General features: G+C 58.9%; 16 protein-coding genes. 8 read left to right on the plus strand and 8 right to left on the minus strand.

Going from position 1 to position 22,584, the window contains the following annotated elements:
- Positions 1 to 800: 800 nt before the first annotated feature.
- The 5 genes from ACIPZE_RS02170 to ACIPZE_RS02190 all read left to right on the plus strand — a co-directional run bounded on the left by ACIPZE_RS02170 (position 801) and on the right by ACIPZE_RS02190 (position 7,750).
- Positions 801 to 1,148: a DUF4190 domain-containing protein gene (locus ACIPZE_RS02170; protein WP_283436525.1), complete on the plus strand. Its 348-nt coding sequence runs from the start codon at positions 801 to 803 to the stop codon at positions 1,146 to 1,148.
- Between the two features lie 15 nt (positions 1,149 to 1,163).
- Positions 1,164 to 1,616: a DUF805 domain-containing protein gene (locus tag ACIPZE_RS02175; RefSeq protein ID WP_129393723.1), complete on the plus strand. Its 453-nt coding sequence runs from the start codon at positions 1,164 to 1,166 to the stop codon at positions 1,614 to 1,616.
- Between the two features lie 267 nt (positions 1,617 to 1,883).
- Positions 1,884 to 3,137, plus strand: coding sequence for a multidrug efflux RND transporter periplasmic adaptor subunit MexE (gene mexE, locus ACIPZE_RS02180; protein ID WP_129393721.1), 1,254 nt, complete (start codon positions 1,884 to 1,886; stop codon positions 3,135 to 3,137).
- Between the two features lie 15 nt (positions 3,138 to 3,152).
- Entirely contained in the window at positions 3,153 to 6,332 is a 3,180-nt protein-coding gene (locus ACIPZE_RS02185) for an efflux RND transporter permease subunit (RefSeq protein ID WP_283436527.1), read from the plus strand.
- Positions 6,329 to 7,750: an efflux transporter outer membrane subunit gene (locus tag ACIPZE_RS02190; RefSeq protein WP_129393717.1), complete on the plus strand. Its 1,422-nt coding sequence runs from the start codon at positions 6,329 to 6,331 to the stop codon at positions 7,748 to 7,750. Before ACIPZE_RS02185 ends, ACIPZE_RS02190 begins: the two co-directional genes overlap by 4 nt.
- A gap of 260 nt (positions 7,751 to 8,010) precedes the next feature.
- On the opposite strand, the gene ACIPZE_RS02195 is transcribed toward ACIPZE_RS02190, so the two are convergent.
- The 3 genes from ACIPZE_RS02195 to ACIPZE_RS02205 are packed head-to-tail and all read right to left on the minus strand — an operon-like array spanning position 8,011 to position 11,285.
- Positions 8,011 to 8,955, minus strand: coding sequence for a biotin/lipoyl-binding protein (locus ACIPZE_RS02195; protein ID WP_400770965.1), 945 nt, complete (start codon positions 8,953 to 8,955; stop codon positions 8,011 to 8,013).
- Positions 8,956 to 8,959: 4 nt separating this feature from the next.
- Positions 8,960 to 9,160 carry a DUF1656 domain-containing protein gene (locus ACIPZE_RS02200; protein WP_129393714.1) on the minus strand — a complete coding sequence of 67 codons (201 nt, stop codon included), beginning with the start codon at positions 9,158 to 9,160 and terminating at the stop codon, positions 8,960 to 8,962.
- Complete coding sequence (locus tag ACIPZE_RS02205) at positions 9,150 to 11,285, minus strand: FUSC family protein (RefSeq protein WP_283438626.1); 2,136 nt, start codon at positions 11,283 to 11,285, stop codon at positions 9,150 to 9,152. Before ACIPZE_RS02205 ends, ACIPZE_RS02200 begins: the two co-directional genes overlap by 11 nt.
- Before the next feature lie 172 nt (positions 11,286 to 11,457).
- Here ACIPZE_RS02205 and ACIPZE_RS02210 point away from each other — a divergent pair, with 172 nt between their 5' ends.
- From ACIPZE_RS02210 to ACIPZE_RS02220, 3 genes are all read left to right on the plus strand, one after another.
- Positions 11,458 to 12,513: a tetratricopeptide repeat protein gene (locus ACIPZE_RS02210; RefSeq protein WP_283436530.1), complete on the plus strand. Its 1,056-nt coding sequence runs from the start codon at positions 11,458 to 11,460 to the stop codon at positions 12,511 to 12,513.
- 133 nt (positions 12,514 to 12,646) lie between these two features.
- Positions 12,647 to 14,149 carry an ATPase domain-containing protein gene (locus ACIPZE_RS02215; RefSeq protein ID WP_283436531.1) on the plus strand — a complete coding sequence of 501 codons (1,503 nt, stop codon included), beginning with the start codon at positions 12,647 to 12,649 and terminating at the stop codon, positions 14,147 to 14,149.
- Entirely contained in the window at positions 14,146 to 15,816 is a 1,671-nt protein-coding gene (locus tag ACIPZE_RS02220) for an ATP-binding protein (RefSeq protein ID WP_283436532.1), read from the plus strand. Before ACIPZE_RS02215 ends, ACIPZE_RS02220 begins: the two co-directional genes overlap by 4 nt.
- A 103-nt stretch (positions 15,817 to 15,919) precedes the next feature.
- Here the strand turns inward: ACIPZE_RS02220 and ACIPZE_RS02225 are convergent, their stop codons facing one another.
- From ACIPZE_RS02225 to ACIPZE_RS02245, 5 genes are read right to left on the minus strand one after another with little or no spacing between them, the layout of a single operon-like run.
- Positions 15,920 to 16,297 (minus strand): response regulator, encoded by a 378-nt coding sequence (locus ACIPZE_RS02225; RefSeq protein WP_129393706.1) that lies wholly within the window; start codon positions 16,295 to 16,297, stop codon positions 15,920 to 15,922.
- A 44-nt stretch (positions 16,298 to 16,341) separates the two neighbouring features.
- A complete protein-coding gene (locus ACIPZE_RS02230; protein ID WP_400770970.1) occupies positions 16,342 to 17,556 on the minus strand; it encodes an ATP-binding protein in 1,215 nt (404 codons plus the stop codon).
- Entirely contained in the window at positions 17,550 to 18,143 is a 594-nt protein-coding gene (locus tag ACIPZE_RS02235; RefSeq protein WP_400770973.1) for a chemotaxis protein CheB, read from the minus strand. Before ACIPZE_RS02235 ends, ACIPZE_RS02230 begins: the two co-directional genes overlap by 7 nt.
- The gene (locus tag ACIPZE_RS02240) at positions 18,140 to 18,973 is read right to left on the minus strand and encodes a protein-glutamate O-methyltransferase CheR (RefSeq protein WP_129393699.1); all 834 of its coding nucleotides are present in this window, start codon (positions 18,971 to 18,973) and stop codon (positions 18,140 to 18,142) included. Before ACIPZE_RS02240 ends, ACIPZE_RS02235 begins: the two co-directional genes overlap by 4 nt.
- Positions 18,973 to 22,464, minus strand: coding sequence for a response regulator (locus ACIPZE_RS02245; RefSeq protein WP_400770976.1), 3,492 nt, complete (start codon positions 22,462 to 22,464; stop codon positions 18,973 to 18,975). Before ACIPZE_RS02245 ends, ACIPZE_RS02240 begins: the two co-directional genes overlap by 1 nt.
- Positions 22,465 to 22,584: the final 120 nt, after the last annotated feature.

The following is a 22,584-nucleotide window of genomic DNA, read 5'->3' on the forward strand; positions in this document are numbered from 1 at the left end:
CATCCGGACTCGGTAGGCGCAAGAGTAAGTTTGCAGGCCGTGAATCGCCTCGGGCTCTCTAAACACCTTGCAAGCTCTTTTCGACTAAACTCGGCACCGCAGACATCTCCGGCCTTTGCTTTGAGCATAGGAGGAAGTCTATGAGCACCCAACGACTCACGCCGAAATTCAAGGCAGAAGCCGTCAGGCAAGTCATTGAGTGCGGATCTCAAGAGCGTAAGCAGCCGAGCACCATGGCGTTCGAGCCTCAGCCTCTATGCCCTGATTCGATGTCGTACAACCCTGTTGTTTTCTTCAAAGCCCCGTTCCAGGGGCTTTGTTGCATCAGAATAATCACGCATATAGCGCCGCAGGAATAACTTAAAATACGCCGCCGCAAACCATTGCCTTATAGGGAGTCACAAGGACGGACTCAATGCTTTTTTCGCAACACGTCTACGCAATCCCCGTAGTGCGCGTCCTCCGCACTGGAAAGGCGCTCCGCGTGAAGGCTCGACCGTGCCTGACCTTCAGTGCTTTGGGGTAGATGCCAATGGCAAAGAACGCAAAGGACCACCATTGGGCGTCCTGAAAAACAGACAACTTCAAGGCCTGACGTTGCGATTGCAAGTCAGTGTGGTGGATGACGCTCCGCGGTCTTGAGGCCTCCAAACGAGCGTTGAACCACCTGCCACACCCTCTGCGCTGCAAAAATGCCATTAATGGCACAGTGCCTGATGACAAATTTGGTAATAAAGATTAACTTAGCGCCGCCTCGGCCTACGCAAGGTCGGGGATTTCGCACTCAGTTAAGGAAAACGATGGCAATGGTCTATTGTCGTGCTTGCGCCAAGGAGCTTCACGAAACGGCGCACACTTGCCCCCAGTGCGGGGCCAGCCAACAGGCCTTCGTGCCGCAAACGCAAGCCGAAGTACCCTGGCTAGCCATCGTTTCGATGATCCTCGGAATTATCTGCGCACTCACGCTCTTCGATGATTCCGAATGGGACGCTGAAACGATCCTCGGTGTTGGTTTTATCAGCATCGCCGGTCTCGCCTGCGGCATCATTTGCATCAACCAAAAACACTCAGGAAGAAACCTCGCGATCGCCGGCATCATTTTGTCTGGCCTTACCGCGTTGGTTTTGCTGTGTCTATCGATTGAATAATTTTAGGGAAAAAATATGAGCATGGTTTTCTGCCGCGGTTGCGCCAAGGAAATAAGCACTTTGGCCGTGGCTTGCCCACAGTGTGGGGCGCCTCAGGCAACCCAACAGTCCTACGCACAGGGCCCCGCCATTTCGACGGGCAATCCTTACCTTGAAGCATTGAAGAATTACGCGGTATTCAACGGTCGTGCTACGCGCCGTGAATACTGGTTGTTTTTCCTGATCAGCATGGGTGTTGCGTTCGTTATGGGCTTCATCGACGGTTTTTTCAAAACCGGCGGGGTTCTGCAAGCTCTCTATAATCTGGCGCTGCTGGTGCCGAGCATTGCCGTTGGTGTACGTCGTATGCACGACACCGATCGCAGCGGCTGGTGGTTGCTGCTGCCAATCGTCAACCTGGTGTTCCTGGCGCAAGACAGCCAGCCGGGCCCGAACCGTTTCGGCCCGAACCGCAAAGGCATCAACTGATACACATCGGCATCTAGCTGATCGAGACGGCCTTCATGGCCGTCTCTTTGTTTCTGGCCTGCGGATTTGCACCGTGATTTGCTACGCAACGCATCATGAAACTTTCATCACGGACATTGATAGCACCCTAACGAAAGGTGCATGCTAGAGGGCTCGAATCGTTCTTATATCATTCCGAATGATAGTTACCTTTGCTTCATTCGATTCGTGCCATCACACCCCGCCGAGCATCATCCGCCCATCTTCAATACATTGGCGGATGCATCCATGGAACAGTCACTCAAACATTTGCGCTTCCCGTTGGCCTTGTTGGCCGTACTGGTGATGAGCGCCTGCGGCAAGACTCCGGAGACTGCCGCCACCGCGCCTGCTGCCAAAGTCAGCGTGGCCAAGGTGATCGAACAACCGGTCAACGAGTGGGACGAATTCACCGGGCGCCTGGAGGCGCCGGAAACCGTTGAAATCCGTCCACGGGTCTCCGGCCAGATCGACGAGGTCGCTTTCACTGAAGGCGCACTGGTCAAGAAAGGCGACCTGCTGTTCCAGATCGACCCGCGTCCATTCCAGGCTGAGGTCCGCCGCCTCGAAGCACTGGTAGCCCAGTCCCGCGCCAACGCCACCCGCAGTGAAAACGAAGCCGGTCGTGGTGAACGTCTGCGTGCCAGCAATGCGATTTCTGCAGAACTGGCCGACTCGCGTACCAGTGCCGCTCAAGAAGCCCGCGCCGCTGTCGGCGCCCTGCAAGCGCAGCTGGATCTGGCCAAACTGAACCTCAGCTTCACTCGCGTCACCGCACCGATCAGTGGCCGTGTCAGCCGTGCCGAGATCACCGCCGGCAACCTGGTGACTGCCGACACTACCGCGCTGACCAGCGTGGTTTCGACTGACCGCGTTTACGCCTACTTCGACGCTGACGAACGTGTCTTCCTCAAATACACCCAGTTGGCCCGCAACGGTCAGCGTGGCGCGACCACTCCGGTGTACATGGGCCTGTCGAACGAAGACGGTAACCCGCACCTCGGTCAGATGAACTTCGTCGACAACCAGGTCAACCCGAAAACCGGCACCATCCGTGGTCGCGCGGTATTCGACAACAGTGATGGCACCTACACCCCAGGCCTGTATGCACGACTGAAACTGGTCGGCAGCGGCACCTACAACGCCATGCTGATCAACGATGAAGCGGTCGGTACCGACCTCGGCAAGAAGTTCGTGCTGGTCATGGATGCCGACAACAAAACCGCTTACCGCGCCGTCGAACTGGGTCCGAAAATCGAAGGCCTGCGCATCGTCCGTACCGGCCTGAACAAGGACGACACGATCATCGTCAAGGGGCTGCAACGGGTTCGTCCTGGCTCGCCGGTCACGCCTGAAGTGGTGCCGATGGCCAGCGAAACGACCATCGCGGCACTCGCTCAACAACGTCAAGCGCTGGAAGCCAGCAACCTGCCCAAAGTCGCCCCTGCCAAGGGTGCGTCTGGTGCGGTTGTGAAGCTCGCGGCTGCGACCCCACGCGGTTAAGGGACGACAACTCCGATGAATTTTTCCCAATTCTTCATTTCACGGCCGATCTTCGCAGCGGTGCTGTCGCTGTTGATCCTGATCGCCGGTGCGATTTCGCTGTTCCAGTTGCCGATCAGCGAATACCCGGAAGTCGTGCCACCGACCGTGGTGGTGCGTGCCAACTTCCCGGGTGCCAACCCTAAAGTCATAGGTGAAACCGTGGCGGCTCCGCTGGAGCAAGCCATCACTGGCGTTGAGAACATGCTGTACATGTCCTCGCAGTCGACCGCTGACGGCAAGATCACCCTGACAATCACCTTCGCCCTGGGTACTGACCTGGACAACGCGCAGGTACAGGTGCAAAACCGGGTGACCCGTACCGAGCCGAAGCTTCCCGAGGAAGTGACGCGCATCGGTATCACTGTCGACAAGGCATCGCCCGACCTGACCATGGTTGTGCACTTGACCTCGCCGGACAAACGCTACGACATGCTTTACCTGTCCAACTACGCAATCCTCAACATCAAGGATGAGCTCGCTCGTCTCGGTGGTGTCGGTGACGTGCAGTTGTTCGGTATGGGTGACTACTCGCTGCGGGTCTGGCTTGATCCGAACAAGACTGCTTCGCGCAATCTGACCGCGACCGATGTGGTCACGGCGATTCGTGAACAGAACCGTCAGGTCGCCGCCGGTCAACTCGGTGCGCCGCCCGCTCCGAATGCGCAGAGCTTCCAGTTGTCGGTCAACACTCAGGGCCGTCTGGTGTCCGAGGAAGAGTTCGAGAACATCATCATTCGCGCAGGCGATAACGGTGAAATCACTCGCCTCAAGGATATTGCCCGCGTCGAACTCGGTTCCAGCCAATACGCCCTGCGTTCGTTGCTGAACAACCAGCCGGCCGTCGCGATCCCGATCTTCCAGCGTCCAGGCTCCAACGCCATCGAAATCTCGAACGAAGTCCGGGCGAAGATGGATGAGCTGAAGAAAAGCTTCCCGCAAGGCATGGACTACAGCATCGTTTATGACCCGACGATCTTCGTGCGTGGCTCGATCGAGGCGGTGGTTCACACCCTCTTCGAAGCACTGATTCTCGTGGTTCTGGTGGTGATCCTGTTCCTGCAGACCTGGCGCGCCTCGATCATTCCGTTGGTGGCGGTGCCGGTATCGTTGATCGGTACGTTTGCGGTCATGCACCTGTTCGGTTTCTCGCTCAACGCGCTGTCGCTGTTCGGTCTGGTACTGGCCATCGGTATCGTGGTCGACGACGCCATCGTGGTGGTGGAGAACGTCGAGCGCAACATTGAACTCGGATTGACGCCGGTCGAAGCGACCAAGCGGGCGATGCGTGAAGTGACCGGCCCGATCATTGCCACGGCACTGGTGCTGTGCGCGGTGTTCATCCCGGCCGCTTTCATCTCCGGCCTCACCGGGCAGTTCTACAAGCAGTTTGCACTGACCATCGCTATTTCGACGGTGATCTCGGCGTTCAACTCGCTGACCCTGTCGCCAGCGCTGGCCGCTGTGTTGCTGAAAAGCCACGACGCACCGAAAGACCGCTTCTCCAAGGTGCTCGACAAGATCTTCGGTGGCTGGCTGTTCCGTCCATTCAACCGCTTCTTTGATCGCGCCAGTCATGGTTACGTCGGCACGGTGGGCCGTGTTATCCGCAGCAGTGGCATCGCCCTTCTACTGTACGCAGGCCTGATGGTGCTGACCTTCTTCGGCTTCGCACACACCCCGACCGGTTTCGTACCCGGTCAGGACAAGCAATATCTGGTGGCCTTCGCGCAATTGCCGGACGCTTCGAGCCTGGATCGCACCGAAGACGTGATCAAGCGCATGTCCGACCTCGCGCTGAAACAGCCAGGCGTGGAAAGCGCCGTAGCGTTCCCGGGCCTGTCGATCAACGGCTTCACCAACAGCCCGAACGCCGGCATCGTGTTCGTGACCCTGAAACCGTTCGACGAACGTAAAGACCCGAGCATGTCCGCCGGTGCGATTGCCGGTGCCTTGAACGGCCAGTTCGCCAACATTCAGGAAGCGTACATGGCGATCTTCCCGCCACCGCCGGTACAAGGTCTGGGCACCATTGGTGGTTTCCGTCTGCAAATCGAAGACCGGGGCAACCTGGGCTACGACGAGCTGTACAAAGAAACCATGAACATCATCAACAAAAGCCACAACGTGCCGGAACTGGCTGGCCTGTTCACCAGTTACACAGTGAACGTGCCGCAGGTCGATGCCGCCATCGACCGTGAAAAAGCCAAGACCCACGGCGTGGCTGTCAGCGACATCTTCGACACCCTGCAGATTTACTTGGGTTCGCTGTATGCCAACGACTTCAACCGCTTCGGGCGCACCTATCAGGTCAACGTTCAGGCCGAGCAGCAGTTCCGCCTCGAATCCGATCAGATCGGTCAGCTGAAAGTGCGCAACAACAAAGGCGAAATGATCCCGCTGGCGACCTTCATCAAGGTCAGCGACACCTCGGGCCCGGATCGCGTGATGCACTACAACGGCTTCATCACCGCGGAAATCAACGGTGCCGCGGCTCCCGGCTACAGCTCTGGCCAGGCCGAAAAAGCCATCGAGAAACTGCTCAAGGATGAACTTCCGAACGGCATGACCTACGAATGGACCGACCTGACCTATCAGCAGATTCTGTCCGGCAACACTGCGTTGTTCGTGTTCCCGCTCTGCGTACTGCTGGCGTTCCTGGTGCTCGCGGCTCAATACGAAAGCTGGAGCCTGCCACTGGCAGTGATCCTGATCGTACCGATGACCCTGCTGTCGGCCATCACCGGCGTGATCATCTCGGGGGGTGACAACAACATCTTCACCCAGATCGGTTTGATCGTACTGGTGGGACTTGCCTGTAAGAACGCGATTCTGATCGTCGAATTCGCCAAGGATAAACAGGAAGAAGGCCTCAACCCGCTCGCTGCGGTACTGGAAGCTTGCCGTCTGCGTCTGCGGCCGATCCTGATGACCTCCTTCGCGTTCATCATGGGTGTGGTGCCACTGGTGTTCTCCAGCGGTGCCGGTGCCGAGATGCGTCATGCCATGGGTGTGGCGGTGTTCTCCGGGATGCTCGGGGTGACCTTCTTTGGTCTGTTGCTGACGCCAGTGTTCTACGTGCTGATCCGTAACTTTGTCGAACGCGGCGAAGCCCGCAAAGCGGCCAAAGCCCTGAAACTGGAGGCGCAACAATGAGTCTGAAAGTCTTCCTGCCGAGTCTGCTGGTACTGGCCCTCAGTGCCTGCGCCGTCGGCCCCGACTACAAGACCCCAGCCACGGAGGCGGCCAACATCACGGCCGTCACCGATGGCGCCGCCGGGCAAAAGAACTTCGACCGTTCGAAATTCGAAGGCATCTGGTGGCAGCAATTCGACGATCCGACCCTCAACCAGTTGGTGACCCAATCGCTGCAAGGCAACCGTGAACTGCGCGTGGCATTCGCCCGCTGGAAAGCCGCCCGGGCGATCCGCGACGACGTCAGCAACGACGCGATGCCAACTATCACCAGCCGCGCCAGCAGTGACCTGGCCAAGGGTCAAATCCCTGGCCAGACCACCAAGCGGGTCAACAGCGAACGCTATGACCTCGGTCTGGACATGGCCTGGGAGCTGGACCTGTTCGGGCGTATTCAGCGCAATCTGGAATCGGCCGATGCAGAACAGCAAGCTGTCGAGGCTGATCTGTACCAACTGCAAGTCACCATGATTGCCGAGCTGGTCGATGCTTACGGCCAACTACGTGGTGCGCAACTGCGCGAAAAGATCGCTGTGGCCAACCTGAACAACCAGGTGGAATCGCGCAAGATCACCATCAGCCTGCGTGATGCCGGTGTTGGCGATCAGCTCGATGTTGAACGTGCCGATGCACGCCTGGCCTCGGTCGAAGCCAGCGTGCCGCAATTGCAGGCGGAACAGGTTCGGCAGAAAAACCGTATCGCTACCCTGCTGGGCGAGCGTCCGGACAAGCTGACTGTCGATCTCAGCCCGAAAGACCTGCCGGCGATTGCCAAGGCCTTGCCGATCGGTGATCCGGGTGAACTGTTGCAGCGTCGCCCGGACATCCTCAGCGCTGAACGCAAACTGGCTTCGGCCACCGCGCGCATCGGTGTGGCGAAAGCCGATCTGTTCCCTCGGGTCAGCCTTAGCGGCTTCCTCGGCTGGACGGCCGGGCGTGGCTCGCAGATCGGTTCCTCGGCGGCCAACGCCTGGGCACTCGGCCCAAGCATCACTTGGGCTGCATTCGACCTTGGCAGTGTGCGAGCGCGTTTGCGCGGCGCCGATGCCGACGCCGAGGGCGCCTTGGCGACCTACGAGCAGCAAGTGCTGTTGGCACTGGAAGAATCGGAAAACGCCTTCAGTGATTACGGCAAACGTCAGCAACGCTTGATCTCGCTGATCCGTCAGAGTGAATCGAGCCGCAAGGCTGCTGACCTCGCCGAGATTCGCTACCGCGAAGGCACCACAGACTTTCTCGTGCTGCTCGATGCGCAGCGTGAACGTCTGAACGCCGAAGACAGTCAGGCCCAGGCCGAAGTCGATCTGTATCGCGGCATTGTCGCGATCTACAAAGCCCTTGGTGGCGGCTGGCAACCGGAGACGGTCGCCAGCAAGTAATCGATTGTTAAAGAGCTCCTTTGGTTGGCCGCAACCAACCAAATTCTTTGCCCCGCGTATCATTCGGTCGCGGGGCTTTTTTGTGCCTGCCTAATTTTCGAACCGTCCTCCTGTAGGAGCTGCCGCAGGCTGCGATCTTTTGATCTGTACTGTAAAAAACGAGATCAAAAGATCGCAGCCTGCGGCAGCTCCTATAGGAGGGGGTGTGCCAAGGGCCAGCGTTGTCGTGGGTGTGTCAGGTGTTTCAGTGGGTTGCGTTGTCAGGGGTGTTGGACGGTGACTGTCGCGGTGGTGCCGGCGCGCAGGCGATTTTTTTCCGCGTAATCGGCATCGATGGCGATCCGTACCGGCACCCGTTGCGCCAGTTTCACCCAGGTATAACTGGGGTTGATGTTGGCCAGCAATCGGCTGCCCGGGGCGTTTTCCCGGTCGGCGATGGCAAAGGCGATGCTCTGCACAGTGCCGCCGAAGGTTTCACCGCTCATCAACTGGATCCGGACCCGATCACCCTCCTCGATCCGCGGCAGTTTGGTTTCTTCGAAATACCCGCTGACGTAGAAAGAGTCGCTGTCGACCAGCGCCAGGAGCGCGCCGCCCGCCACCGCGTAATCACCCTCGCGGGTCAGCAGATTGGTGATGTAGCCGCTGACCGGTGACTCGACGCGAGTGCGCTGCAGATCGAGCTCGGCCTGAGTCTGCGCGGCAACTGCCAACTGCACATTGGCTTCAGCCAGGCCGAGATTGGCCTGATTACGCAACAGATCGGCCTGAGCCACGGCCACATCCGTGCTGGACTTCTCCCATTCCTCGCCCGAGATGGCGAAACCCTGCTTCAGCGTACGCCTGCGGCGTTCTTCGCTCTGGCGTTGCTTGAGCAACGCTTCACTGGAAATGATCGCCGCTTGCGACTGCCCCAGCGTGGCCTTCGCCACTTCCACCGAACGCCGTGCATGATCCACCGCCAGGCTGTAGCGCGCAGGGTCGATCTCCATCAGCAACTGGCCCTTGTCGACATGCTGGTTGTCCTGCACCGCCAGGCGGACAATGCGCCCCGAGACATCTGCCGACAACGTCACCACGTCCGCCCTCACCCGTGCATCCCGCGTCCACGGTGCGCGGGTGTAATGCTCCCAGGCAAACCAGCCAAGCACGATGGCCAGAATCACCACTGCCACTGTCGTTAACCGCGCAACTAACACTTTCAAGGCATCAGGCTCCCATCAACAGAATCAGCGTGGCGCAGACGCAGGCATACAAGGCGCCTTCGAACAGGGCTTCATGCCAGACACGCCGCAATACGCCCATGCGTCGCAAGAACCAGTCAAGCAGCATGAAAATCGGTATGGCCAGCAACAACGCCTGGGCAATGGGCGGCAAGTAGACGCCGCCAATCTCGAAATCAATGGGCAAGGGCCGGTGCTCCTTCCTCGACGTTTCGTTGCAAATGTTCACCATGACGCTGCAGAAACGCCTCGACAATCAGCAACGCCACGCGCATGCGAAACACCGACCATAAATGCTCGTGACTGGCCACGTGCAACTCGTCCAGTTGTTCGCCAAGGGTGTGCAGCGTGCCCAGCAACGGCGCCAGTTGCACGTCCGCACGCCCGGCAACAAACCGCCCGGTTTTGCGCAATGCCGAAGACAGCTGCTGGCTGAAGGCGTCGGTCAGCAAAGCATTGTTTTGTGCCTGTTGCCGCAATTGGTGGGTGGCCACCCCCAATGCGACGCAGGCCAGACTGATTTCATACAGTTGCTGCATCGCCCGGTCATTCACTGCTGGCAACAGCCCAAGCATGCTGGTCAGCCGATCGGTCATACGGCTCTCGAAGGCAAACTGTTGTTCATCCGTGGCGGGGGCCTTGCTCAACTGATACACCTGCTCGCGCGCCTCGTTATATAAGCGGCGAATGCGCAACACCGGGCGAAACGGGAAAATCCACGCGTAGACAATCAAGGCAAGCATTGCGGCGCAGACATAGGCACCGGCAAACTCAAACCATTGAATCGCGGTGTTCTGCCCGGTACCGATGTTCTGCGGGCCGATCATCAGGAAGCTCGAAAGCCCCAGCCCCATGCCGATGCCCGCAGTTGCAGGACTCGCCAGCCCCACAGCGATGACATACAACAATGGCGCGAGCAGCAAGGCCAGGGGTTCGAAATCACTGACTGCCGGTACCAGCGCGAACTGATAGAGCGCCGACACCAGCAGTGCCAGCCCCAGCCCGCGTGCATAACTCTGTGCGGCCATCAGCGGACGCGGAAATGTGGCCATCAGCGAACACAGAATTCCTACCAGAATCATCCCGCCCCGAGCGCCGTCCCATGCGGTCTCGATCCAGATAAGCCCGGCCACCAGCAGCGCGGTAAAGGCCCGGATGGCGTTCATCGAGGCCAGGGTGAAATCCAGATGCAACGGGCTGGCCTGACCGCGATACATGCAACTGGCCTCGCGTCCCTCCTGGATGGCCTCGCTCAATTCGAGGATCTGCTCGAGTTGCCGCAAAAGCCGCGCCTGCTCCCAGCGCAGCGCCCACGCCAGCGAGCGCAGGGTCGCGCTCATGTCTTCGGTCAATTGTTCGGACTTGTATGCCAGCTGCTCGAATTGCTGCTGCAACGTGACGAACTGGTGCCGTGCTTCGGCCGGCAATGCGCGCCCCTGCTGCGCCAACTGGTCGAGCAGTGCCAGCTCTTCTGCGCGCAGACGCTGCACATCCAGTGGCAAATCCCCTTCCCAGCGCTCGGTCAACAACTGCCGTTGGTGACGCAGCGCCGTCAACCTTGAGGTCAGCAGCATCAGTTGATTACCCAGTAACAGCACCAGATTGTTCGCGCTACGCAGGCGCGGCGCGTCGAAATACAGATGCCGACGCAATCCTTCCAGTGCGCTGATTTCACCGAGCAACTGCATTTGCCGGCGCTGGAAATCCGCTTCGCTTTCTTCGGTGCGAATGACCGCTGCCGCGTGGCTGGCGACCAGTTTGATCACCTGATCGACCTTGGTGAAATAGCCTTTGGCGACCGCTTCCGGCCGGGCCGTGAGCAGGCTCACCACGCAGACGCAGGCCACGGCGAGCAAGGTTTCGGTGACCCGGGTGACGGCCAGCAGAAACGTGCCGTCCTGATCCGGGATCGCCAGCAACGCTACGACTACTGCGGTATAACCGCTGAGGACGAACGCCTGGGAACTGGTGTAGCGCAACAACGTGCCACCCGCCGTACACACTGCCAGCCATAACGCCAACGTGGTAATGAAGGGCAGTGGCGCCTGCGGAAAGATCGCCATGAGCAATACCGCCACGGCGGCGCCGAGCGTGGTGCCGATGATCTGGCCAAAGCTGCGCGCCAAGGCCATTCCCGCCAAAGGCTGGCTGACGATGACCACGGCCATGATCGACCACTTGGGCTGGTCGAGGTCGAACAGAAACGCCAGATACAGCGTCAGTAACCCCGCCGCGATGGTGCGCAGGGCAAACAGCAATACGGCTTGACCGGGATGGATCACAGCCTTGAAGTAGTTGAGCAGGGCTTGCATGGGAACTCTCATCGAAGCGACTCCTGCAAGCGTAGTCACTGCATCGAGAGCCTGACGGGTAACTGAGTCGACGCGACTTGTAGGGCGATTCGCATGCACGGGGTTTGACTCGCGGCCCGAGCTGACCGAAGCTTGCCGCTCTGCTCAAGTACGCACGCTTCCGGAACCCTGCATGCCTCAGTCCCGCCGCTTTCTGCTCATCGGCCTTGGCCTCGTACTCGTCATCCTCGTCGGCTGGTTGTCCCTGCGCAGCACTGCACCGGTGGTGCCCGAAGCGATCAAACATGGCTATAGCGAAGCATTGGCCGCCGCCCGCGCCGGCCAGCCGGGCGCCGCACGTCAGTTGTATCAGCAATTGGGCCGACCGGATCTGTCGGTAAAACGCCGCGTCTGGTTGCATGCCGAACTGCCCAACTACCCAAGCCCGCAGGCGTTGAAACTGGCCGACGCGGACCTGCAGAACGAAGCGCCCGAAGTACGCTTGGCGGCGATCAGAAGTCTGGTTGGACTGATACCGGGTGGGCAACGCAGCCTGTTGCTCGGGCCGTTGCTCGATGATGAAGACCAAACCGTGCGATTTGCCGCGATCAACGCCCTGCTCGGCTTGTCTCCAGATGAGCTCGGCTTGTATTTTGCGCCGTTGCAACAGGCCATCGATGGCTGGGAGCAGGCGCTAAAGGATCAGCCGCCGAGCGCCGCCGCTTACGCGCAACTGGCGCGCCTCTACATACACAACGCCGAACTCAAGCAGGCGCAGGAAGCACTGGACAACACCTTGCGTATCGAACCGGGTAATTTTCCGGCACTGGTCATGCAGATCGATGTACTCGACCGCCAGGGCCAGAGCGATGCCGCCCGGCAATTGCTCGCGCAACAACTCAAGGCCCAGCCAGATTCGGCGTATCTGCAACATGCCTTGGGGCTGTGGCTGCTGCACCATAACCAACGCGAATACGCCTTGCTCGGTTTGTCCAAAGCGGTCGAACTCGAGCCCGACAACAAGGACTACCGCTACGACCTCGCCACGACCCTGCACAGCGCCGAAGAACTGGAAGCGGCGCAGAAGCAATTGCAGGACATCGTCCAGCGCCATCCGGCCGACCGCAAGGCGCGGGTGTTGCTGATCAATTACTGGAAGGAAAGCGGCCAACTGCAAAACGTGCAGATTCTGCTGGCGCAGCTCGAACAGCTGAATCCGGATGACCCGGCGTTGCAGCAAGGCCTCTGAACCACAAGCAACTGTTCTCCCGACACATTCCGCAAGAAAATGCGGAACTGCCATCACGGCAACGGGTCAAGTAATTCAGGCCGCGCTAATTTTTTCAGCGACCTCGATTCCCGTAGTCATGAGAGGGCATTTTTTGTCTACATCCAACGAGTTTATCAGTGCGAAAGCTGCCACCGGCATTGTAGGTCTGGACGATATCCTGGCCGGTGGATTGTCTCGCGGGCATGTGTTTTTGCTTGAGGGTGAACCCGGTACAGGCAAAACCACTGTCGCCTTGCACTTCCTCCGGGCGGGCTCCGTTGCCGGCGAACGCACCCTGTACATCACGCTGTCGGAAACCGAGCGTGAATTGCGCCAGGGCGCCGCATCGCATGGCTGGGAACTGGACGAGAATATCGAGATTTTCGAGCTGACGCCCCCGGAAAGCCTGCTCAACGCCGAGCATCAGCAGAGCTTGCTCTACTCTTCCGATCTGGAATTGGGTGAAGCGACCAAGCAGATTTTCGAGGCCGTCGAACGCGTCAAACCGACCCGCGTGGTTCTCGACAGCCTGTCGGAGATTCGCCTGCTGGCGCAAAGCTCATTGCGCTATCGCCGGCAGATTCTGGCGATCAAGCATTACTTCGTACGCTACAACGCCACGGTTCTGCTGCTCGACGACCTCACCACCGAATCACTCGACAAGACCGTGCACAGCGTCGCTCACGGGGTGATCCGCCTCGAAGAACTGACGCCCAACTACGGCGCCGAACGTCGGCGTGTGCGGGTTGTGAAATACCGTGGCCAGAAGTATCGCGGCGGTTTCCATGACTTCACCATCATGGGCGACGGCGTGCATGTGTTCCCACGTTTGGTGGCGGCGGAACATCGCGGCGACTACGCGCGCCTGCAATTGACCAGCGGCATCCCGGAAATGGATGCGCTGCTCGGCGGCGGCATCGAAACCGGTTCAAGCACGCTGATTCTCGGCCCAGCTGGTACCGGCAAGTCATTGATCTCGATGGTCTTCGCCGCTGCCGCCGTACAACGCGGCGAAAAGGCTGCACTGTTTATTTTCGATGAAGAACTGGGCTTGCTGTTCGAGCGCATGAAGAACATCGGCATTGACCTCAAGGCCCTGCAAGACACCGGCAATCTGCTGATCGAGCAGGTCGACGCCGCCGAGCTTTCGCCCGGCGAGTTCTCGCATCGCGTGCGCCGCTGCGTCGATGAAGGCCAGATCAAAACCGTGGTGATCGACAGCATCAACGGTTATCAGGCAGCGATGCCGGAAGAAAACGCCCTCGTACTGCACATGCACGAACTGCTGCTGTACCTTAACCGCAAAGGCGCGGCGACTTTCATGACCGTCGCCCAGCATGGTCTGGTTGGCGACATGCAGGCGCCGGTCGACATTACTTACCTGGCCGACACGGTGATTCTGTTGCGTTATTTCGAAGCACTGGGCAAGGTTCGCCGGGCCATTTCCATCATCAAGAAACGCACCGGCAGCCACGAATCGACGATTCGCGAATACCGCATTTCGACGCAAGGCATGACCATCGGTGAACCATTGGAGGCCTTTCAGGGCGTGTTGCGCGGCGTACCGACCTACCTCGGCGCAAGCAAGCCGTTGCTTCAGGAAGAAACCTTGTGACGGTTTCGGTGCCGCTGGCCGAACGGGCGCTGATTCTGGCGCCCGTGGGTCGCGACAGCCAGATTGCGCTGATGATTCTCAACGAGGCCGGTTATGGCGGCCTGGTCACGCCAGGGCTGGACAGGTTGTGCACCGAGCTGGAACTCGGCGCAGGCTTGTTGCTGATCTCTGCCGAAGCCTTGCGCGGTCCGGAACTCGAAGCACTATTTATGCATCTGGAGCAGCAGCCGGCTTGGTCGGATCTGCCGATCGTGCTGCTCACCCATCACGGCGGACAGGAACAAGGTCCCTCCTCGCAACTGAGCAATCTGCTCGGCAACGTGACCTTTCTTGAACGCCCGTTTCACCCGGCGACACTGGTCAGCCTGGTCTCCGCCGCCTTGCGTGGGCGACGACGACAATACGAAGCCCGCGACCGTTTGATCGACCTCAGCGAAAGCGAACGACGTCTGCAATCGACGCTGGAAACCCTTGAGCAACAAGTCGAAGAACGCACCGCGCAATTGCGCCATAACGAAGAAGCATTGCGCCAGTCGCAGAAAATGGAAGCGGTCGGCCAGCTCACGGGCGGCATCGCACACGACTTCAACAACATGCTGACCGGGATTATCGGCAGCCTGGAATTGTTGCGCCGGCGTCTGGCTCGTGGGCGCACGGATGACCTCGATAGCCTGATCGACCTTGGCGTGACCTCAGCCAACCGCGCTGCCAGCCTGACCCACCGACTACTGGCGTTTTCCCGCCGGCAGTCGCTCGACTCCAAAGCCGTGCAAATGAACACCCTGGTGCTGTCGATGGGCGAACTGCTGGAACGCAGTCTCAATGAAAGCATCCATCTGGACATGCGCCTGAACGATAAATTGTGGGTCGCCGAGGCCGATCCCAATCAACTGGAAAGCGCCCTGCTCAACCTCGTGATCAACGCCCGCGACGCCATGCCCGAGGGCGGCAAACTGGTGGTGGAAACCAGCAATCAGGTGCTGCAGAGCGAATTCACCGAGGCCTACAGCAACCTCGAACCGGGCGATTACGTGATGCTCAGCGTCACCGACAACGGCAGCGGCATGCCGCAAAGTGTGATCAATCGTGCCTTCGATCCATTTTTCACCACCAAGCCGATCGGCCAGGGCACCGGGTTGGGCCTGTCGATGATCTACGGTTTCAGCAAGCAGTCGCGCGGGCATGTGTCGATCGACAGCGAAATCGATCAGGGCACCACCGTCAGACTGTATCTGCCGCGTTTTCGCGGCGAAGAAGATGAGCAACCGGTCGCTGATAGCGGGCAAACCCCGTATGCAATGGATGGCGAAACCGTATTGATTGTCGAAGACGATCCCGCCGTGCGCGTGCTGGTCAGCGGCGTGCTCAGTGAGTTGGGCTATGCGTTTGTCGAAGCCAGTGATGCCGACGGCGCGGTGCCGATTCTCAACTCGACGCAACGGATTGATCTGCTGATCAGTGATGTCGGTCTGCCCGGCATGAACGGCCGGCAATTGGCCGAAGTCGGGCGCCAGTACCGGCCTGGTCTGAAGGTGTTATTCATCACCGGTTACGCCGAGCATGCGGCGGTACGCGGCGGCTTTCTCGACCCGGGCATGCAGATGATCACCAAGCCCTTCACTTTCGACCTTCTCACTGCGAAGGTCCGCGAAATGATCAAAAGCTAACCCCAGACAACAATGTAGGAGCTGCCGCAGGCTGCGATCTTTTGATCTTGTTTTTTAAAAGCAAAATCAAAAGATCGCAGCCTGCGGCAGCTACAGGTTGGGGTCAGGCCAGCAGTTCCTGGATTTTTTCCTGCAACACGTCCAGATCAAAGGGCTTTTCGAGGATCGGCGCCTTGAGGGTGATCGGGCTGCCGGTCTCGCGGATTTCCTGCGGATAACCGCTGATGAAAATCACCTTGAGATCAGGTCGCAACTTCACCGCAGGTTCGGCGATCTGCACGCCAGAGATGCCGCCAGGCAAACGGAAATCGGTGATCAACACGTCCAGATGCGGCTTGCTCGCCAGAATTTCGAAAGCCTGCTCGCCGCTTTCCGCCTGCAACACACGATAGCCCTGCCCTGACAAATAATCGCTCAGGACCATCAAGATAACCGGTTCGTCCTCGACGACGAGTACTACATCTTGCGCATCTACGCTCATGGGAAGCCTTTGTTCGGTCAATAGCTGCTGATACGACCGTGCGGTCACTCAGAGGTTGCGTCGGATTTGCCGTTTTCCTGGATCGGCAGACAAACGCGAAACAGGGCGCCTTCGTTGATTTCACTCTCGACGACGATGGAGCCGCCATGGGCGGCGACGATCTGCTCGGAAATGAACAGACCCAGCCCGAGGCCGGCGACTACCGTCTTGGCGGAAACCCGTTCGAACTGTTGAAAAATACGCTTCTGATTCTCTTGGCTGATGCCGATGCCACGGTCCTGCACCTCGACACGCGCCTCATCGCCCTCGCAGTAAACCCGCACCTGAATCGGGCTGCGACCACCATAACGCAGGGCGTTGGTCAGCAAGTTGGTGACCACCTGCTCGATACGGAACTCGTCCCAGTTGCCTTCCACCGGTGCTAGCGCGGTAAACGACACTTCGGTTTCAGCAGCTTCGATCTGTGCCGCGAAGTTTTGCAGCAGATTGCTGACCAACTGCACCAGATCGAAACGGCTCGGCCGGATCGACAGTTTGCCAGTGCGAATGCGCGACACATCGAGCATGTCTTCGATCAGACGGATCAGGCTTTTGATCTGACGCTCATCGCGATCGACCATGGCGTGCATCTTGTCGAGGGTGAACGCGGCGGCGTTATCCCGCGCCAGGTGCATCTTGCGCAATTGGGTTTCGAGTATCAGGCCGTTGAGCGGCGTACGCACTTCATGGGCAACGATCGACATGAAGTCATCGCGCATGCGCACTGCCTGCTCCAGCTCCAGCTGGGTGCTCTGCAATTGTTGCAGCAGCGCTTCCTGCTCGCGTCGGGCCTGCTCCAGTGCTTCGACCTGTTGCTTCATGGCCTTGCTCTGACGGAACAGATCGACAAAGACGTTGACCTTGCTCTTCACCGCGTGGATATCCAGCGGCTTGTGCAGGAAATCCACCGCGCCGCTTTCGTAGCCCTTGAACGCATAGTTCAGTTCACGGCCGGCGGCGCTGACGAAGATGATCGGGATGTTCTTGGTTTTCTCGGTGCCACGCATCAACTCGGCGAGTTCGAAGCCGTTCATGCCCGGCATCTGTACGTCGAGGATGGCCATGGCGAATTCGTGCTGCAACAGCAGCGACAGGGCTTCGTCCGCCGACAACGCCTTATAGACGGTGCGATCTTCGCGTTTGATCAGCGCTTCGAGCGCCAGCAGGTTCTCGGGCAGATCGTCGACGATCAGCAATTTGGCTTGAATATTACTCAGCATGCGATTCGTTCCAGCTCGACTAGCAGACGGCCGATGCCGTGAATGGGTAAGACATGATCCGGCTGCTGAACGTTCAGCGCCGCCAGAGGCATGGTGGCGACCTGGGCGTCGCCGGGATCCTGCACGATGGTCAACCCGCCAAAGTGTTTGACTTCTGCCAGACCGCGCGCGCCATCGTGATTGGCACCGGTCAGTAAAATGGCCGCCAACGCTGATCCGTAAACGTGGGCAGCGGACTCAAACAGGAAATCGATCGAAGGCCGCGAATAATGCACGCGGTCTTCCAGGCTCAACGACAGGCTGCGATCCTGCTCTACCGACAGGTGATAACCGGGCGTGGCGAAATACACGGTGCCGGCTTCGATGTCCTGTTTATCCGAGGCTTCGGCCACCGGCAATGCCAGCCTGCGTGCGAACACTTCGGCCAACTGACTGCGGCGATCATCCGGCAAATGCAGAACGATAATGATCGGCAGCACAAAACCCTGGCGCAACGGACTCAGCAGCGCCAACAAGGCCTCGACGCCACCGGCTGAGGCGCCCATCACAATGGCCTCGATTCGAGGCAATTCCGCAGTCTCGTTCATAATTTGCGGTAGATCCGTTCCTGTTTCACCAGCGGTTCGAACTGGTTGGCATAGCTGGAAAAATCCAGCGTCTCTTTGCTGCCAAGCACCAGAAAGCCGCGATGACACAGCGACTCATGAAACAGTCCGAAGGCGCGATCCTGAAGCTTTTTATTGAAGTAAATCAATACGTTACGACATGAAATTAAATTTGTTTCGGAAAATACACTGTCGGTAGCCAGACTGTGATCGGCGAACGTCACGTTCTCGCACAGGCTCTTGTCGAAAATCGCGTAACCGTAAGCCGCCGTGTAATAGTCGGCGAACGAGCGCTGCCCACCGGCCTGCTGATAGTTGGCGGTGTAGGCCCGCACATTCTCCATCGAGAAAATTCCCTGTTTCGCCTTGTCCAGCGAACGCGGATTGATGTCGGTGGCGTAGATGATCGTGCGGTCGAGCAGGCCTTCTTCGCGCAGCAGGATGGCCATCGAATAGACCTCCTCACCCGTGCTGCAACCAGCGATCCAGATCTTCAGCGATGGATAGGTGCGCAGCAACGGCACCACTTCCTGGCGAATCGCGAGGAAGTGCGACGGATCGCGAAACATCTCGCTGACCGGGATCGTCAGCAATTGCAGGAGCTGCATGAACGCGGTCGGGTCATGCAGGACTTTCTCCTGCAATGCCGAAATCGTCGCGCACTCAAACTGCCCCAGCGCATGCTGCACCCGGCGCTTGATCGAGGCGCCGGAATAATCGCGAAAATCGTAGCTGTACTTGAGGTAGATAGCCTCGATCAGCAAGCGCAATTCGATTTCGGTATTTCGTTCAACGGGACTACTGCGTTCCACTAAATGCGTTCCATCTTCGGTAACCACACGCGAATCAGCGAGAACAGGCGATCCAGGTCGATGGGCTTGGCCAGGTAATCGTTGGCGCCCGCTTGCAAGCAGCGCTCCTGATCATCCTTCATGGCCTTGGCCGTCACCGCGATGATCGGCAGCTTGCGCCAGCGCGGATCCTTGCGGATTTCAATGGTGGCTTCGAAACCATCCATTTCCGGCATCATCACGTCCATCAGCACCAGGTCGATGTCCTCGACTTCATTGAGTTTTTCAATCGCCTCACGACCGTTCCGGCCGATCACCACGACTGCGCCCTTGGTCTCCAGTGCACTGGTCAGAGCGAAGATGTTGCGCACATCGTCGTCAACCAGCAGCACTTTGCGACCCTCGAAGACCTTGTCGCGGCTGCGCGCGGTCTTGAGCATCTTCTGCCGTTCATGGGACAACTGCGATTCGACTTTGTGCAGAAAGAGTGTGACCTCGTCCAGCAAACGCTCTGGCGAACGCGCGCCCTTGATGATGATCGAGCGCGAGTACTTGCGCAGATCGGTCTCTTCATCGCGGGTCAGGTTGCGCCCGGTGTAAACGATCACCGGCGGGAACGAGCAGATGTCCTCGGTAGACATGCGCTTGAGCAGATCGTTGCCGAGCATGTCAGGCAGTTTCAGGTCGATGATCATGCAGTCGTAGATCGTCGTGCGCAGCTTGTCCAGAGCATCCTGGGCGAGACCGACTGCGGTAATTTCAATGTCTTCGTCGCCGATCAGACGCGCGATGCTTTCGCGCTGCAAGTCGTCGTCTTCGACCAGCAGAATGCGTTTGACCTTCTGTGTCAGCTTGGCTTCGAGACGGGCGAACACATCCTTGAGCTCCTCGCGCGTCGTCGGTTTGACCGCGTAACCGATAGCGCCCATGTGCATGGCTGCTTCGACCCGATCTTCGACCGAAATCACGTGCACCGGGATGTGCCGGGTTTCAGCATGTTCTTTCAGGCGCTGCAACACAGTGAGACCGGAATGGTCGGGCAGGCGCATGTCGAGCAGGATCGCGTCAGGAATGAATTCCCGTGCGAGGTCATAACCTTCGTCCGCGCCATGGGCGACCAGGCATTGATAGCCGAGTTCATGCGCCAGATCGTAGAGGATGTGCGCAAAGTTCGGTTCATCTTCCACCACGAGGATGCAACGCGTGGCGAACGGGGCCTTGTCGCGGTCATCGGCGAAACGCGGGATGTGTACCGGGGCCAGCGGAGAAACCATCGCCGCAGGTACAACGGCCGCAGCCTGTGGCGGCGGGGTAAACGTCAACGGCACAGTCGATACCTCACCGGACTCGTTGTACTGCTGCGGCATCAGCAACGTAAACACACTGCCCTGCCCCGGCGTGCTGGTGACGCTGATCGAGCCGCCCAGCAGTGTCGCCAGATCACGCGAGATCGACAGGCCCAGACCCGTTCCACCGTATTTGCGATTGGTGGTGCCATCGGCCTGACGGAAGGCTTCGAAGATGCTTTCCTGTTGATCGGCGGCAATACCGATCCCGGAATCGCGCACGACGAACGCCACGCAATCGTTCGGCTGGCCACTGATGGTCAGGCTGACGGTACCTTGCTCGGTGAACTTCACCGCATTGGACAACAGGTTCTTGATCACCTGCTCAAGGCGCTGGCGGTCAGTAAACATCGTCGCCGGTGTGCCCGGCAGCAAATCGACACTGAAAGTCAGGCGCTTGTCCGCCGCCATCGGTTCGAATACGCCGCGCAAGCCATCGGCAAGACGCGCCACGCTGGTGTTCTCGGCGATCACCTCAAGCTTGCCGGCCTCGACCTTGGAGATATCGAGAATGTCGTTGATCAGGTTGAGCAAATCATTACCGGCGGAATAAATCGACTCGGCAAACTTGACCTGCTCGGCGCTGAGGTTGTCCTGCGGGTTCTCGGCGAGCAGCTTGGCGAGAATCAACGAGCTGTTCAGCGGCGTGCGCAGCTCATGCGACATGTTGGCGAGGAATTCGGATTTGTACTTGCTCGAACGCTGCAACTCTTCAGCGCGTTCCTCAAGTTGCACCTGAACCTGATTCAGTTCGGTGTTCTTCACGTCCATGGCGTCGCGCTGTTCGGCGAGGATTTGCGCCTGCTCGGCGAGTTGTTCGTTGGTCTGCTCCAGCTCGACTTGCTGGGTTTCCAGATGCGCCTGGGATTCCTTGAGAATCCGCGACTGTTCTTCGAGTTCTTCGTTGGCGGTTTTCAGCTCTTCCTGCTGCACCTGCAACTCTTCGTTGAGCTGCTGGGTTTCAGCGAGCACTTCCTGCAACCGCTGGCGGTAGCGCGCGGCTTCGATCGACGTGCCGATATTGCCGGCAATCAGTTCCAGCAGTTCGATATCACGATCGCTGAGCGGGCGCAGGAAACCCAGTTCGATCACACCGTTGACCCGGTCGTCATCGCTGGTCGGCACCACCAACACACTGTGCGGCAGACCTTCGCCGAGACCGGAGCTGACTTTGAAATAATCCGACGGAACCGCATCGAGGCGAATCAGACGTGCCTGCTGCGCGACCTGGCCGACGATGCCTTCACCGCTGTAAATCGACTGATCCTGTTCTTCCTGCTCGCGGGAGAACCCGTAAGTCGCCACACGTTTCAGACCACCGTGTTCTTCACGGACGTACAACGCCGCGACGGCGGTGCCGAGGTATTGCGCGCAGAACTGCAGAATGTTGCGCCCCAACAGGTTCAGCGTCAGTTGTCCCAGCACTTGCTCGGCCAATTGCGTCTGGCCATTGCGCAGCCACGCCTGCTGCTCCAGACGCAGGGCGCTGGCGTCTTGGGCGGCGAGCGTTGCGCCGTAGCTTTGCGACAGGTTGACCAGATCACGCCGGCCAATATAGGCGAGCAAACCGCTGATACCGGCAATGAACAGCAGGTACAGGCTGATGCTCCAGATCGTCGTGCGGCGTACATCTTCGTTACGCGTGGTGCGCAGCACTTGCTCGGTTTCGATGACATCTTCGAACTGTTTGCGGATTTCATCCGTCAGGCGTTTGCCGCGCCCGGCCTTCACGGCAGCCTTGTAGTCACCGCTGGAGCGCTGCAGGTCGATCATCGACTGCGCGTAGTTCGCCCACTCGGTCTGCAATGCCTGCAGACGGCGCAGACGATCGGTTTGCACCGGGTTGTCGGCAGTCAGCTCAAGCAACGTATTGAGCGCGACGGTAATGCGCGGCTTGGCGGTTTCGTACGGGTCGAGAAAGTGCTCGTCACCGCTGAGCAGAAAACCGCGCATGCCGGTTTCCAGATCGACCGTGAGTTTCACTGCTTCATTGGCGTTATTGATCACCCGGTCGGTGTGCTCGACCCATTGGATCACCGACAGCAAATAGGTAATCAGCGACACAAAGAACACGGCACTGAGCACGCCTACGCCCAAGGGAAGACTGATGTTGCGACTCAGGAGTTTACGAAACCGCTGTTCATCAACTGAAGACGAAGAGGACATGGGGCAGCCTTGTCGATCGGGTGAAAAACAGGGAGTTTGCCCCAAAATGGCGGCATGGATCCATTTTTCCTACAGATTTAGCAGGATTTTCCCACTTTTGCCTGCACCCCGGTACGTGCC

It is taken from the genome of Pseudomonas sp. NPDC089741 (assembly GCF_044748825.1).
Lineage (GTDB): Bacteria > Pseudomonadota > Gammaproteobacteria > Pseudomonadales > Pseudomonadaceae > Aquipseudomonas > Aquipseudomonas helmanticensis.